This window comes from Nodosilinea sp. LEGE 07298 (assembly GCF_015207265.1).
GTDB lineage: Bacteria > Cyanobacteriota > Cyanobacteriia > Phormidesmidales > Phormidesmidaceae > Nodosilinea.
In genome coordinates, this window is sequence record NZ_JADEXE010000187.1 from 1 (window position 1) to 13,448 (window position 13,448).

At 57.6% G+C, this 13,448-nt stretch carries 7 protein-coding genes; 2 read left to right on the top strand and 5 right to left on the bottom strand.

All coding sequences use genetic code 11. The annotated features are described in order from the left end of the window. The 5 genes from IQ273_RS21790 to IQ273_RS21810 form a co-directional block, all read right to left on the bottom strand. Positions 1-564 (bottom strand): hypothetical protein (locus IQ273_RS21790; protein WP_194025266.1); only part of this gene is annotated, 564 nt, incomplete at its 3' end. A 235-nt stretch (positions 565-799) separates the two neighbouring features. After that, on the bottom strand, positions 800-3,313 hold the full coding sequence (locus IQ273_RS21795; RefSeq protein ID WP_194025267.1) for a cyclic nucleotide-binding domain-containing protein: 2,514 nt from the start codon (positions 3,311-3,313) through the stop codon (positions 800-802). 192 nt (positions 3,314-3,505) lie between these two features. Beyond that, the gene (locus IQ273_RS21800; protein ID WP_194025268.1) at positions 3,506-4,390 is read right to left on the bottom strand and encodes a hypothetical protein; all 885 of its coding nucleotides are present in this window, start codon (positions 4,388-4,390) and stop codon (positions 3,506-3,508) included. A 191-nt stretch (positions 4,391-4,581) separates the two neighbouring features. Then, entirely contained in the window at positions 4,582-5,241 is a 660-nt protein-coding gene (locus IQ273_RS21805; RefSeq protein WP_194025269.1) for a hypothetical protein, read from the bottom strand. 86 nt (positions 5,242-5,327) lie between these two features. Further along, positions 5,328-5,807 (bottom strand): hypothetical protein, encoded by a 480-nt coding sequence (locus IQ273_RS21810; protein ID WP_194025270.1) that lies wholly within the window; start codon positions 5,805-5,807, stop codon positions 5,328-5,330. 315 nt (positions 5,808-6,122) lie between these two features. Here IQ273_RS21810 and IQ273_RS21815 point away from each other — a divergent pair, with 315 nt between their 5' ends. Continuing rightward, positions 6,123-11,258, top strand: coding sequence for a translocation/assembly module TamB domain-containing protein (locus IQ273_RS21815; protein ID WP_194025271.1), 5,136 nt, complete (start codon positions 6,123-6,125; stop codon positions 11,256-11,258). Positions 11,259-11,545: 287 nt separating this feature from the next. Then, entirely contained in the window at positions 11,546-12,412 is an 867-nt protein-coding gene (locus IQ273_RS21820) for a polysaccharide lyase (protein WP_194025272.1), read from the top strand. Positions 12,413-13,448 lie beyond the last annotated feature (1,036 nt).

Sequence of the window (13,448 nt, forward strand, 5' to 3'; positions counted from 1 at the left end):
GCCTACACCAGCGCCATTGACGTAGGCCTGCATGCGGGCCAGGGTAACCTGGTGGCGGGTGAGGGTGTTATCGAGGTGCTGAATGTGCTGCTGAGCGGCCTGGAGCTTACTGCTGAGGCTAACGGTCAGCGATCGCGCAATCATCACCTCAGAGTTCAAATCGAGGTCATGAAGGGGCGATCGGCCCACCGCCAGACTCTGGTAGTGGTTCTTAATTCTGACCAGGTAGTCTTGCACCTCGGCCTGGCCCTGGTGAATTCGCACCCGCAGTCGCTCTAGCTCCAGCTGCTGGTCGGCCACCAGGTTCTTAACACCCACCAGAAGTTGTTCAAGCACCTCGTACTGCCACTGGTCTTTGGCCTCTAGCTGCTGCTTCAGGTTGACAATGATTTTCTGCTGAACGTTGGAGTACTCTTCTGTTTGGGCCAGGTGGGCCTGGAGCATTTGGTGGTTGGCCACCTGCTCCTGCATGTCTTCTATAGATTCTTTAGCTTGATCAAGGGCCTGCTGCAGCAAACAAACGCGTTGAACCAGCTTAAAGTCCAGCGAGCTTTCCTGGAACATGGGCGAAACCGATGAAGAGGAACTCGGAGCAAGGTGACGAAACTAACGAAACGAAACTAGAGGGGTAAACACTTGAGACTCGGTGCGTCCTGGTTAAGCCGTAACCTACCAGGCTCTGGCTGGGGGTGACTGTGGGGGGCACTACTTAGGGCCAAATTTATACTGAAACTTTACATGGCAGCCATGGCGAAATTGACAGCGGCATTGATGAGGCAGCGACCCTAATTTTAGCCCTCTAAAACCCTGGGATCAGCCACCACAGGCTTAGCCCCAGCAGACCTGTGCAGGCGTGCTGAATCCAGCGCTGCGGGCCAGACTGACGACAAATTTTAGTGGTTAGCCACACCGACAGCGCCATACCCAACAGCAGCGTTGCACCCTGCAGAAAGGCTACCACTGCGGGGTGGGCAACCCAAACCGGCAGATTTATCCCTGAGGCCCCAAAGGTGGCTAAAGATACCGGCAAAATACGACCACCCTCACCCAGACCCAGGCGCAGGTAGTGGGCCAAATTAGCCGCCCATACCAGAGGCAAATAGCCGTAGGCCAGCCTGATCACCGGGCGCGGGGTTAAGCCCTGAGATTTTCGCCAGATCCACTGCCCGCCTTCTATAGTGAGCGGCAGCAGGGCAGGCAGCGCCAAAATTCCCAGGGACACCAGGCTGTGACCTAGCGTGGTACCTGTCGGCAAATCGATTCCCAAGCGGGCCTCTAGCTCGGGCAGGCGGTGCAGGTACACGGCCCCCAGCAGTAGAAACATCAGCGCCACCTCAGCGGCGCGGGGCCGGTGCGTGGTCCATAGCTCAATGCCGGGGGGGCGCAGGTTAAGCTCGACCGAGCGGTGAGGGCAGGCCTTGAGGCAGGTCATACACAGCACGCAGTCGCGGTTGTCTTCGAGCTGGGCCGGGTGCGAGTAGAGGGGGCAGCCGTTGGTTTCCTGCCCTTCGCCTTTGGCGGGGCCGCCTTTGTAGCACTGGTAGGTGGTGCATTCGGCTGAACAGGTGCCCTGCTGCGCCCGCAGCTCGGTGATCGAGAGCTTGGCGAACATGCCGTTCATGCCGCCGATGGGGCACAGGTAGCGGCACCAAAACCGCCGCTCAAACAGGGCTGAGAAGATCATCGCCCCGGCGGTAATCAGCAGCAGCAGGCAGGCGGAGAGATAGGCGGAATCTTCTAAATGCCACACCTCTTCCCAAATTAAAATTAGGGCAAACAGGGCAAACAAAAACCAGCCGCCCCAGCGATCGGCGGCCTGGCGGGGCCAGCGTTTGAGCCTGCCCGGAAATAGCTTTTGCGAAATCCACTGGGTGACTTCGCCGTAGATCATAAACGGGCACACGGCGCACCACAGCCGCCCTACAAAGGGAAAGCTGAGCAGCACCAGGGGCCACCACCAGGCCCAAAACACCGTGAGCGCTACGTTATTTTCGCGCTGCTGAGGGCCAAACCAAAGCACCGCAATCACGACGGCAAACAGCCCCAGAGTAAGGCCGTAGTTGATGCGATCGGGCCACCAGGGGCTGCGCAAAAACCGCCGCAGGTTGGGATAACGGTTGAGCAAATTTAGCCGCAGCTGTTTCTTTTTGCTCTGGGCGGGCCAGATAATTTCTTCGGTAATCAGGCCGCCCCCCGATAGCTGGGCTGCCGCCCGCTCGACCAGATTTTCTAGCTCGCGCAGGTTGTTGGGAAAATCGTAGGACTGGAGGCGACGAATCGCTTCGGGGGTCACTGAAATGCGCCCGGTGCCCCGGCGGCGACAGATCAACGACAGGTAGTAGTTGACCCAGTCTTCGAGGTCGGCTTTGCGCACCCGCAGGGGCGGCACCTTGATGGTTTCGTCTACGGCATCGTTGAGAACGGGTAGCCCCTGCTCGGAGAGCAATATAATTCGGGCCTCGGCGGTGACGAGAGGGGCGTTACCATTGCGGCCTACGGGGCGATACTGACCCGTTTTGAGCAACTGGGCCACGGGTTTGACCAGGTCGGCATCGAGTTCGTTGGGGTTGTTGAGCACCAGGGTGCCCTGCCCGATCGCCCCCAGTAGGCCCAGTCTGCCGCCCGATCGCCCAAATAGATCGGCCCCGCTGGCCTGCAGCTGACCGCAGTCAACTTTGATAATAGGCTGCCGTCGCTGGGAGGAGCCAAAGTGAATCAGGGCGGCCAGGTTGTCTTTCTCTAGCCCCGGTTCGCCAAAGATCAGCACCGACCGACGATGGCTGGCCGCTTCGCGAATTTCGGCCCGCAGGCGATCGCCGTACCGACTGCGGCCAATTACCCCCCGCCGGGCTTTGGCGACCAAATACGGGCGCAGTATTCCCTGCCGCTCCTGCTCTAAATCAAACTGAAACGACAGCCGCTTCATCGCGTCTACCAGCTGCCGGGTAAAGGTTTGTAGAATGCCGGGGTACTGCTCGACTAGGGCCTGGAACTGGGCGCGATCGACAAACCAGAGCGTGCTGTCGGTAATGGTGCGAATGGTTTGCTCGACGGGCTGCTCCAGCAGCAGCGCCTCTAGGTTGATGACCGCGCCGGGCAAAAAGCTAACGCCGTTTAGCTCAGCCTCGGTTTCGAGCTTGCCCTGCCAGACAATGTACAGGCCCTGGGGATTTTGCCCGGCCTCGACCACCGTTTCGCCTGCCGCCAGGGTCATCGGTTCTAAACGACGGGCCAGAGGAACCAGGGTGATGGCAGGCAGCAGGGCAAGGGGGGTGCGCTCCTGTAAAAAGATCACTCGGTCGGATACAGTCATGGCAGTTCACCCCACGCTCTACACGGTGTAGCCTCATGATGATGGCAAATGACCTTTGGGTGCCTCTGGCATTACTCAGCTTAATCATTGCGGCGGCGATCGCCTTTAGCCGAGTGACGTAGGCCCAAGGTACCCCGATTTAGCAGGGCAAACGGCGTTTGCCCCGACAGGATGGTCTTGTTTGAGCCAGGCCTAGATCTCGGCGACGGCGCGCTCGATCAGGCGGCGGGCCAGGGTTTGGGTGCCGGTGTGCTCGTAGTACTTCACCGACATGTCGAGAAATGCACCCAGGTAGTCGAGCTTACTTTTAGAGCCTTCGATAAAGCCGCCCAGGTTATCAACCAGGCCACTTTGGGTGATGTTGTGGTCGCGCACAAAGTGGTCCATCCAGCCCTTTGTTGACTCAAAGCTCTCGGTCATAAAGGAGAGCTTGGCCTTGTCGTTGCCGCCGGGAATTTCGGCTTTAACGCCCTTAAAGGTCTGGTTGTTGTCGAGATCGCCCGGCCCCATGCCCTTAATGGCGTTGAGCGCTTTGGTCGAAAAGTCGGCCCCCAGGGGAATGATGCCGTCGAAGCTGACCAGGGCCGCCATCCGCACCAGCGACTCGCTGCTGTAGTCGCCCAGAGCGGCGAGAAAGTCGCCCAGACTGTCGCCGGGGATGCCGCTAATTTTGCAGAAGGCCACTACTTCGGTCACCAGCTTAACGGCCAGGTCGATGGTTTGGGCCTTTTCGGGCTTGGGGGACAGGTTTTTGAGAAAGCCCAGAAAGGTATCCTGGCCGATCCGGTTAGCCAGCGCCGCTGCCCCCAGCAAGCCTGACGCCGAGTCGACAGTGTGGTAGAGCCAGAGGGCACTCTGGTAGCCCTGCTTTTTGTCGTTGAAGAGGGCGATCGCGCGTTCGCCAATCGCCTGCACCATAGCCTCGTCGGTTTCGCCGGTCACGGTCTTGATCGTGTTGTCAAAGCCCACCAGGTTGTTCCACTGGCCGGGTACAACGGTGTCGAGGGTTTTGAGTGCCCGCACGGTCAGGCCCCCGGTCGGGAGCTTGTCCACAATTTCGTAGATTTTTTTGCTCACAATTTACTCCTTATTTCTGCCCTTGGTTCTGCGGTTGACGTTATTGCTATTAGTCTGCTGACGCGCTAAAGATCGTGGATTAAATAACCTGTAACGGTTGGATTCTCTGTGAAGGCGAACAACCGTAAAGCCTATGGATTGGCTACGCCTACGCCCCTACCCAAGAATTTCACTTGAATAAATCCACATTCCTAAGAGGCAGGCTGCAGGCTGGGAGAAGGGCGCGGTAGCTGCACCCTGGGCAATTTAAAGCCATCCTTGGGGCGGGCTGGGGCAGCCGGTGTAGCGGTGGTAGGTGATTCGGGCAATGCCACAGTGGGGGTAATCACCGGGTTAATCGCCCCTTTGAGCTGAGCCAACCCCTGGAGGTCAAACTTTTGCAGCCAGGCCACCCGGTCTGCTTTGGTGAAGGAAGGGTCGCGGGAGAGCACCTTGACCTGGTAGCGATCGTTTACCAGTACCCCGGTGGCGGTAGTGCCCTGATCTACGGTCGGAAAGCCGCTGACGGTCTCGGTAGCAGTACTATACTTTGCCGCCGAGGCTGGAATGCTGGTGGTGTCGCTGATGGTGAGCATGGCCAGGGCTTTGCCGTCTTGTTCGAGCTTGTACTCGGCGAAGCCTTTCTTTTCCTGGTAGGGAATCACCTTATAGCCACCCTGATCGCCGGGGAAAAAGGCGTTGAAGGTACCGCCTTTTTCAGCTTTTTTGTCGACTGCCGCTGGGGAACCAAACCCAGTCGTGTCTTTTTGCACCTGGTCATACTTAGAGGGGGCCGACGAACAAGCGGTAACCAGCAGCACGAGACACACCATTAGGGGCGCTAATCGCCGCAACCAGCGGGTAAAAGTCATAACACTCTCCTTTAGAGGCAAATTCGTAGGCAAACTTTGACATGGGCCAGGAGAATCACTCGATGTCCCCCGGCCCTACAGCCATCCTAAATGCCCAGGGCCGCTTTGAATTTGGCCAGAGCGGCGGCTTCAGCTGCGCTGACCTTGTTGCTGCCAGTCCCAAACAGTCCTTCCCCAGCGGCGGCGGCCACGGCGGCACCACAGTCGTAGATGAACTGTTTGTATTCGGCCACCTCGGCATCGCTGGCTTTGCCTGCCACCAAGGCCAGGGCGGCATTGATATCGGCGATCGCATGGTCGATCATGGCCCCAGACTTAACGTCTTCGGGCTTAACGTCGGGCTTGTCGAATTTGAGATCGCGACTCTTGAGGGCGGCATCTGAGAAAGCCGCTTGAATCACGGAATTGGTGGGATATTTTTCGGCGGCCCCAGCAATCTGCTTCGACATGGCGGCGGCCTCAATTGCCGTAGACACAATGCCCATATCAACCATGGCCACCGACAGCCCGGTCATCATCGGTGCTTTGACCAGGGTTTGCAGCTCGGTGGGGGTGTAGTTGCTCATGGCTTACCTCAGGGAAAAGGGTGTGCATCAACTCTTTAGCAGTTTCTCTAATAGAGATCTTTGGGAAAGAAGATATCAGCTTTAGTCCAGCACCTGTAGCCGCCCTAGGGTGGGCACTGCCCACCATTTAGGAAACTAGTTTCCAGATGTCGCCTCAGCAGTTTAAAGGGTAAGCAATAACGATAAGAAATCCATAAGAGTTCAAAAGAGTCAAGTCTCCCCAAGGGGGACTTGCTTATAGCGCTAATCACCGGTAGGGTTTATGTGACTTTTGGGTAGGGTCTACCCCTATCAACCCTAAACCCGAGGATCCCGATGACTCAGTCTAGCGGCCCGCCGCCTGGTCCTGACCAGGACAGGCACCAGCGTCGGATTTTGCCGACCCTGCTAAAGGTGGGAGCAGGGCTGGGGGGGCTAGCCCTGGTGGGCGGCGTAGCCCTGCTGGTATGGGGCGATAACCTGATTGACGCTCGCCTGATTCCCTGGGTCGAGACAGCCCTGGAAGAAAGTCTCGATCGCCCTTTCGAGCTGGGCAATTTTGAACGGCTAACCTGGAACGGGCTGCGCCTGGGGCCATCGAGGCTGCCGCCCACCGATGTGGTGGCAACGGGGGCGACGGCAGAGGCGGTAGACGTCACCTTTAGCTGGCCCGACCTGCTGTTTAGCCGCAGCCTGCGCTACAGCCTGACCTTTATTGATGCGGATATTGAGCTGGTGCAGGCGGCCGATGGTCGCTGGGTTGACCTCACCCTGCCCGACCCAGAAGAAGACAAAACCCGAGGTCCAGTCGAGCTAGAGCTGGTAGAAGTACAGGTGCAGGGCGGGCGCGCCTCTGTGTTTAGAGATTTGCCCCGCGACCAGGCGGTGGTCGAAGCCGAGGCTATTTTAATCACCGACTTGAACGCTGGCGCTGAGTTTATCAGCCCTGCTGAGCAAGATCTGCAGGAGATTTTGTTTGAGGTCAGTGGCCGCATCGGCGACGGCGAGTTTGCGGTGGATGGGGAATGGCTGCTGGAGGAGCAGGCCTATAATGTCGCCCTGCGGTCTAACGATTTGCCCACGGTCGGGTTTAACCTGTTTCTGCCGCCGTCGCTGGGCATTGTCGGCGGCACCCTAAACAGCAATCTGGTGCTGAAGCTGCGATCGCAGTCCGAAAGTTTCCTCACCGAGGCCCGAGGTACCGCCCGGCTGCGCAACGGCGAGGTGCTGGTGGCCCAGCTGCCTACCCCGATTACCGACATCGACACCACGCTGCGGTTTCGGGGCGAGCAGGTGGTTGTAGACAGTGCTCAGCTGCAGTTGGGTAATGAGATTTCCCTGACCGCAGCCGGTACAGTGAATCTGGACGATGGTTATGACCTGGCGGTTGAGATTCCGGAGGTGGCGATCGCCACCGTGACCGACCTGCTGGAGGTTGAGCTACCCATCGAGGCGGCTGGGGAGTTTGGCTTTGACGGCACCCTAACCGGCGACATTGACCAACCCCGCCTGGCAGGACAGCTGCAAAACCAGGGTCTGGTACAGCTCGACGAAGTAATCCTCGAAACCCTGACCGCTAGCTTTGTCGCTACACAACAACAGATTGATCTGCAAACACTGCGGGTGGTTCCAGCCGAGGGGGGCTTTATTACCGGGGCGGGCCAGGTCGATTTGGCCACCGAGGGCAGCCCTGCCTTTGAATTTGACTTGCAAGCCGACCTGCCGGGGGATGCTTTAGCCGCAAGGTATGGTGTGTCGCTGCCTAACCAGGCCACCCTGGGCTCGGTTCTGGCTGAGGGAGAGATTCAGGGCACCTTCGAAAACCCGCTGGCAACGCTCCAGTTTCGACTGCCCGAGGCCACCTACCCCGGCAGCGGCGAGCTGACCTACCAAGACAACACCCTGGTGGTCGACAACGCCCAGTTTCAGGTCGAGCAGGGCACCCTCGACGCCACCGCCATCGTGCTGCTCGATCAGGGCACCTGGACGGCCCAGATCGATACCACCGACCTGCCGGTGAATCGGTTCACCGACCGGGTGCAGGGGCTGCTGACTGCCGACCTGACCGCCGCTGGTAGCTTAGACAATCTGTCCCTGCAGGCCTTGCAGGCCAGCGGCACCGCTCAAATTGCCGACGCTCAGCTCACCGTTGCCCCCGGTGCCCCTTCGCTTTTAGAGCCGGGCGACTGGACAACCGACTTTCGCTGGGCGGGCAACGGCATTCAGGTCGAGGAGTTTTTGGCCCCTGGGGTGGTGGCCAGCGGGTTTGTGGCGACCAATTTGGGAGAGGCTAACCCAATTGGCCCGGTCGATCTAGATGTGCAGGTGAACCGTTACAGGCTCAGCCGCCTGGCTCAGCTCGCGCCAGAAAACCTTCGCGATCGCCTCAACCCGTCTGGGATAGTTAGCTTTGAGGGCCAGATCACGGGTCCCCTGCGCAACCTGCGCCTGGTCGGCAATGCCCTGGTCAACGATCTGGCTCTCGATACCACGGCCTTTGAGTCTCAGCTGTCAGGCCCGGTGGATATTTCCCTGGCTGAGGGCGGCACGATCGCGCTGCGGGGCAGGGGCGAAGGCCCTCTGGGGCCGGTCTCCGACCAACGCATTCTTGCCACCCTGGATGAAAACCTGCGGCCCAGCCAGTTTGACATTCGCCTGGGCGATACCGTTGCCGTGGGCCAGGTGGTCAACCAGCAGCTTACCGCCACCGTCGAGAACGTCCCCATCGATGCCTTTGGTATTACACCCGTCGCCAACCTTGGCCCCCTGGGCGGCACCCTCGATGGCACCATTACCGCCAACCTGAGCGATTTAGACAATCTCTCTGTTCAGGGCACCGCCAGCATTTTGAACCCCGCCCTCGATACCCTGGTGGCTGAGAGTTTAGAGGCCCAGTTTACCTACACCAATGGCCGCCTTGATCTGGCCAATGCCGCCCTAGTCTTTGACAATAGCCGCTATCTGGTCACCGGGTGGCTGGATGATCTAGGCACCCCTACCCCCGAATACTACGCGCAAATCGACATTGCATCGGGCAACTGGCAAGACCTGCTGGCTACCCTCAACTGGGAAACCTTTGCCGATATTGGCCTGCCCCGCGAGACGGCGACCGGGTTTGGGGCCGAGGTGCTCGACCTAAACGACGCCAGTCTGCCTCCAGCGCCCTTTCTAGATCAGCTAGAGGCCTTTGCCCTATTCCTGGCCCGCTACGAACGGCAGACCGATGACACCGAGCTAGCCCTGCCCGCCCTGGCCGATCTGCGGGGTACCTTTAGCGGCACCGTCACCCTGCAGGGCGATGGGTTTGCTGCCGACGCCATTGCGGCCCAGGCCGATATTCAGGGCCAAAACTGGACCTGGGGCAACCTGCTTACCTGTGACCAGGCCGTAGTGCCAGAGCAGAATGCAGTGGAGCCGAACGCCGTCGTCGAAACAATTGAGTTTGGCGAACCCCTCGACGCGGCTGACCCTGGGTTGGGAGATCGCTGCAACCGCTTTACCCTGGCGGCCAGCTACGACCAGGGGAGCTTCGACATTGCCCCTCTGCTGTTTGAGGCCGACGATACTCGAATTAGCTTTGTGGGCGACGGCAGTTTGCAGAATCTCGATGGCCAGCTAGAGATGAGCGGGGTGCCGGTAGAACTGGCGGAGCTGTTTGTCGATATTCCGGTAGAGGCCGACGGTGAACTGGCGCTGACGGCCACCCTGGACGGCAGCCTGAGCAACCCCACTGTGGTCGGCGACCTGGCGGTGATTGACCCTAGCCTGAACGAACAACCCCTAGAGTCGGTGGCCTTCGACTTCACCTACGACAATGCCCGCCTCCGCTTTGATGGGGCTGCCGTGGTAGCCGCCCCCGCCGAAGTCACCCTACAGGGAGAGATTCCCTACGCTCTGCCATTTATGGCCGTGCAGCCCGACAGCGAAGCGATCAGCGTACAGGTAAATCTAGAAAACGAGGGCTTAGAGCTGCTGAACTTGGTCACCGATGAACGGCTCGGCTGGCAGGGGGGGCAGGGCCGCGTGAGCCTTCAAATTGGCGGCACCCTAGACGAGCCGGCGGTGGTGGGGCAGGCCGAATTTCAGAATGGCGTACTTGTCAGTACGGCGCTGTCAGAGCCGGTGACTGATCTGACCGGCAGCATTCGATTTAACCTCGACCAGGTGCTGGTTGAGCAGCTGCGGGCTAACTACGGCGGCGGCGAGATTTTGATCGCAGGACGGCTGCCCATCCAGGGGGCGACCACCGCCCTGGCCGCGACGAAACAAGTGCCTGCGGCCGAGGGGTTGGCCATTGCCCTAAACCAGGTCGATATTGACTACGAAGACTTTGTCGAAGCGGAACTGGACGGCAACGTCTTGGTGGTTGGATCTCTGCTTAACCCGGTTGTGACCGGCACGGTGCAGGTGGGGGACGGCGTGCTGAGAGCCAATGACCTGCTAGGGCGGTTTGAAGCGGTACCGGCGGCTGATCTGGAAGTGCCTGAAGACAACGCAGAGGATCCTTTGGTAACAGAGCCGCTGCCTGAGTATGTGGAGGAGTACCGGGCTCAGATCGACGGGTTTGACCTACCAGAGGTAGATCAGGCCAGCCTGGATGGCCCCTTGAGCCGAGTCAGGCTGAGTAACCTAGACCTGAACCTAAGCAATGATCTGGTAATCGTGGGCCAGCCTTTCTACTACATCACCGCTTCAGGGAATGTCGAGGTCAACGGTACGCTGACGGACCTGCGGCCTAGCGGCGTGATAACCCTCGATCGCGGCTGGATCAATCTGTTCTCGACCCAGTTTCGCCTGGTACAAGATGCCGAAAATACCGCTACGTTCTCTCCTGAAGCTGGGCTTGACCCGTTTTTAGACGTGCGCATGCGGGCCAGGGTGCAAGACGCCGATGTGGCCCAAATCACTGAGGTAAACCCGTTTAACAGTGCTGAAATTACTGCGCCCTCAGGCATTACCACCTTTGGCGAAGTGGAGTTTGTCTCCGTTTTTGCCACCGCCTACGGCTATGTCAGTGACCTGCAAGATAGCGCCACCCCCGGTCAGGCGGGCGAGCTGCTGACGCTGACCAGTCGCCCCTCCCGCAGCCAAGAAGACCTGCTCGCCCTGCTGGGCAGTAGCGTGGTCACCAATGTCTATGGCGCATCGCTGACGCAGCTAGCTGGGTTTGTGGGGGCGGGGTCGATCGCAACCTTTGGCGATCGCATTGCCGATACCGTTGGCCTGCGATCGTTCAGCATCTTTCCGACTACTGACACCGCTACCGAAAGCACCGTGGGCATTGGCATTGGCGTAGAAGCCTCCTTTGCCCTAGGTGAAAACGCCAGTGTGGATGTGCTGGAAATTCTTAGCAACAGCAAACCGCCTCAGTATGGACTGTCCTACCGTCTCAGCAACCAGATTCGGGCTCGAGGCACTACCAACCTGGCCGGAGATAACATCTTTTTAATTGAGTATGAATCACGGTTTTAGCCGATTGCTGCGATCGCAGGCAACACCCGATCTGGCTTGGTAATCCAATTGAGCAGGGCAAACACCGTTCGCCCCTACCAAATGCCCCGTTTTCATAGCGGGGTAATCGAAGCCGGATGTTGTAATCATGAATAGGTAAAACGGCCCCATCCAATTGTGAAGCCGCGTTAATGTTTGTGTGAAATCAAGCCGCCATCTTGTTTGTCAGCGCGTATCCCCTGGCCCCTTAGTTAGGATGCATCCATCAGGATTTGACTGCTCCTCTGAACCCGTCATGGGCCTGTTCTATGAACTCTGCATCTCTGCTGACCACAGCCGCCGTGTCGGTTTTATTAGGCCTGAGTAGCTGTAGCGCCGAATCAACTTCTCAATCAAATCCTCAGGCCAGTCTAAGCTTACCTACAACCTCAACTAGCCCCACTAGCTCCATCAGCTGGGCTGGTTCCCTAGCTGCCCCCGATTGGCTAGATCAGTGGGGTCGACAAAATGACAAGTCGTGGGGTTTAGACAGCAACATTGTCGTCATGGATGACCCCGATCGGCGCTTTGAAAAGATGATGCGGGTTACTTATCCTGCCGGTTCCGCCAGTCCTTCTGTATCCCGAGCGTCGGGGGCGGCGATCGGGGGTGCTCAGTTTTACGCAAACCTGCCCATTCCTGATCAAGATCAGCTAACGCTGAGTTATTTTGTGCGCTTTTCTGAAGATTTTGATTTTGTCAAAGGCGGCAAACTCCCTGGCCTCTACGGGGGTACTGGGGCCAGCGGCGGTAATATTCCCGATGGCACAGACGCCTTTTCGACCCGAATTATGTGGCGTCGGGACGGGGATGGCGAAATGTATGCCTATTTGCCCACGAGCGAAGGCTATGGAGACTCTATTGGTCGAGGCTCTTGGCGATTTCAGCCAGGCGTGTGGCACCACCTGAAGCAGACCATTAGCCTAAATAGTCCTCCAGCGGCTGATGGGCGAATTCAGGTTTGGGTCGATGGAGAACAGGTGATCGATCAGTCTGGTTTAGTCTTTCGCTCTACCACCGATTTAAAGATTGACGGCCTCTTTTTCTCGACCTTTTTTGGCGGCGGCGATCCGTCTTGGGCAACCCCCCGAGATGTCTACGCCGATTTTGCCAATTTTGCCGTTACTACCGATTAGCCGTTTCGGCTGTCTACGGTCAGGCAGGATGCCTACCCTGAAAACGTGAGTTCAATCAAAGCCTTGTTCCTAGCACTCTACGGAATAAGTTGGCCAACTGGTCTGATACCAAGTCCGAGTTCAAAATCCCTGGATCACAACAGGTATGCCGTAGGGGCAAACGGTCGTTTGCCCCTAACCAACTGAGGGTAAACAACTAGGATTTGGCATTAATCGTCCCTGGCCCTTCGTTGGCTGAGCGAAATTGCAAGCTTTGCGGCAGGCGTGGCCAACGTGGAATGCCTCCCGAAGGGAGACAGCCCAGCTCTTTCACAAACCGTCCCTGGCCCCTCTAGGACGGCTTTGCCAACGACTCCGCTCAGGGGGCAGTTACGGCAATCTATGCCTTTGGATAGTTGATGCGATCGCAAATCTCCTCTTCACCAAGCAATCTGAACTTCAGCAAACCTATGTTTTTGAATGGTTGATGAGGCTGTGCTTCTTTTCCTGGCAAAACAACCTTAGCTTCGACAGATCTATGCCTTTAGATAGTTACTCCTGCCGCTTTTCTTTCTAAAGAAAAGTGAGCTGATTTTTGATTGTCTATACCTTTGGATAGTTGAAATGTTTAGATCTCCAGCAGGTGGTCAGGATTTTTTCGGACTGTTTTTTGATCAAATCGTTCAGCCAGAAACTGTTATCTTGAACACCAAAGTCGGATATTTAAGCATTATCTATTTTTGGGCAATATATTGACTTTACTCCTGCTTCAAAATTGGTATAGGGCAGCAAAGTTTATGTAAATGAATGGCAGAACTTACTAAAAAATACATTGGCAATTTTATTCTGAAACTAGCGTTGCTACTCAGGGCATGAACCGATGCCGCAAGCAAATATTGAGGACTCGTTCAAAATTCTGCAAGAACGTACGTAATTAGTCACCGCAACAAAGCTGGTCTATTGCGAATAGGGCAAAAGTTTGTAGCATAAGGGGCATGACGATCCAACCGCATCCAGAATCAAACCTCTCGGAGATCGACCCTGAAGAGCAAGGGGC